At 43.2% G+C, this 2,359-nt stretch carries 2 protein-coding genes and 1 pseudogene; 2 read left to right on the top strand and 1 reads right to left on the bottom strand.

What is annotated here, in order from left to right; all coding sequences use genetic code 11:
• Nucleotides 1-461 (top strand): annotated as a pseudogene (locus H6G97_RS49990) (hypothetical protein); the annotation flags it as partial.
• 561 nt (nt 462-1,022) lie between these two features.
• On the top strand, nt 1,023-1,832 hold the full coding sequence (locus H6G97_RS49985; protein ID WP_190884800.1) for a hypothetical protein: 810 nt from the start codon (nt 1,023-1,025) through the stop codon (nt 1,830-1,832).
• Between the two features lie 230 nt (nt 1,833-2,062).
• On the opposite strand, the gene H6G97_RS49980 is transcribed toward H6G97_RS49985, so the two are convergent.
• The coding region (locus H6G97_RS49980) for a helicase-related protein (RefSeq protein WP_190947642.1) at nt 2,063-2,359 on the bottom strand (297 nt) is incomplete at its 5' end.

Raw genomic sequence — 2,359 nt, 5'->3', positions numbered from 1 at the left:
GCTCTAAACTATCAGTAACTATCTCAAAGCTTTATGATTACGTTTTCACGAAGATATCAAAGCTTGCTCTCAAAGCTTTGAACAGTCTGGCTTTGGAGTTTTCGGACAAGTCTATTCTGCAAACCCAATTTGAACAACTTGGGTTAGTCCCAGGGCTATTCACCTATAGCAATCCTAATGATAAAGCTAAGGTACTGACTGCATTAAAAGCTATAATCGCAGATTACTACCAAACGATTACAAAAGAACGTACTTCGACTTATGGCACAACCTACAAAGTTCAGGTGCAACAACCAGAAGAAGTCAAAATTGGTGATTTGCCAGGGTTAAAGTATGGTTTTAAGAGTATAGATCGCTCAGGGCAGGTGCGCGAGAAGTATGTGAGCTATATGGCATTTAATGGGAATTTGTACATTATGACTACAGGCTACGAGCCAGCGGCAAAAAGTAATACATTCTAAACAGCTTGCCAGCCTCGAGCAGTTTGAACCTCATTTAAAGACGATTATGGAAAATCTGAAGCTGTCTGAAGCTGTCTGAAACTGATCGTTAATATGCTTCTAAGTTAAGTACTACACTCATCAAAAGTATATATTTCTTGCAGTACTAATTCAGCGCTAAGAGCATGTTTGAAAAGTCGCAAAATATACTATGAACCCCGCTTCCATTCCTCTCCCCGAAAGGTCGAGAGGCTTTGAAACCCCCTTCCCTACAAGGGAAGGGGGGTTAGGTTTCCGAGGTTTAGATGTTACCAAAAATACTTTTCAAACATCCTCTAAGGGTGGGGCTATGCCTACCCACCTTGTTTACTCAATTACATACCCAGAGGTATTGTCAGATCCAGCCTGATCCCCCCAATTATTCGCTGCTGAAAATTTTTCCTGCAATTGTAATTATCTCCCCTATTTCTCCCCTATTTCTCTTTAAATTCAAATCACAAGAGCAGAGAACACCATCCAAAACAGGCGGACACTCTCTGTCGGATTAATAAGTCAACAAAAACAGAATTGCAGGAGCTTAAATTGTCTTATAATTTTTCTCGCCGCCAAATTCTCAAGACAGGTGGCTTTATTACTGGCGCTGCTTCAGTAGGGAGTACACCGCTACTAGGCAATTTTATTACTGGTTCTAATACTGATAGTTCGGCACAAGCTGAAGAACCCAACAAGCTTGCAGCCCCGCAGATGGTTATTAATAGTCGAATGTTATATTTCGGCTGGATTCCGGAAGATTCTACCGCTGTGAAGTCCTTAGTCCCAAATCGTTTCACACCAAACTACAGGGGCGCAGTCTTCATGAACCAATATGTAGTCGATACTGATGAACAGACTTCCGGCTTTGGTGCGTACTCGCTGACTTATCTTGGTGCCGATCTCCAAAACCTTGATGCCCCTGGCGGTGTAAACCCCGGTAGATGGTGGACTCATTACTTTAACTCCAGTTCTACCGTAATCAAATATGTTTTAGAGCGTGGCGTCCCTGCAACACCGGGACGTACAACTCTGAGCCTTAATGGCAATACCTTAATAGCTACAACCGAATCTAACGGTATTCCCATCATCCGCACTACTGCTAGGGTCAGTAACACCATTGCTAATGTGGCTAGCGGTCAATTGCGATACATCACTAAAAAAGCCAATGGTTCATTCTCCAGTGGTGTTTATCCTTATGTTGCAGAGATCGTTACCCCTTGGCAAATTGTTGATTTGGAGTTCCTTCAACCAAGCCATCCTGTCTATGCTTTACGACCAAGACGACCGCTTGAAATTACCTTTGGCTTCTATGCTCCCCGTTCTTCCTTCTGTTATCCCGGTGGCGAACAAGTACTTTAACTAGACATCTCCGAAAAAGAATGTAGAGACGTAGCAGTGCTACGTCTCTACAAGGGTTCTGGTTAACGCATATTTAATTTCTGGAGATGTCTACTGTAACAAATGATCCTGCTGGCTGAGTCAACCTTAGCGTTAAAGAAAGTCTGACTTTACCGCTAGCGATCGCTCAACGAAGATAAAAGCAACTTACGGAATGAGCGATTCTTGTCAAAAAAGCCTTGGTAAATGCCTTAACCTTCGCTAATCAGCTGTAACAAGGCTTCCGTTGATATCTTGCCACTAATATCAGCACCTTCCAAAAAGCTATCCGCCAAATCTCGCTTGTGGTGGTGCAATTGCACAATCTTTTCTTCAATAGTATCCTTTGCTACTAGACGATAAATAGTAACAGGGCGTTGTTGCCCAATACGATGGGCGCGGTCTGAGGCTTGGTCTTCCACTGCGGGATTCCACCAGGGGTCTGTATGAATCACATAATCAGCAGCAGTTAGATTCAGTCCTGTACCGCCTGCCTTGAGACTAATCAG

It is taken from the genome of Nostoc flagelliforme FACHB-838 (genome assembly GCF_014698065.1).
Classification (GTDB): domain Bacteria; phylum Cyanobacteriota; class Cyanobacteriia; order Cyanobacteriales; family Nostocaceae; genus Nostoc; species Nostoc flagelliforme_B.
This window is presented reverse-complemented; position numbering and strand designations above follow the sequence as displayed.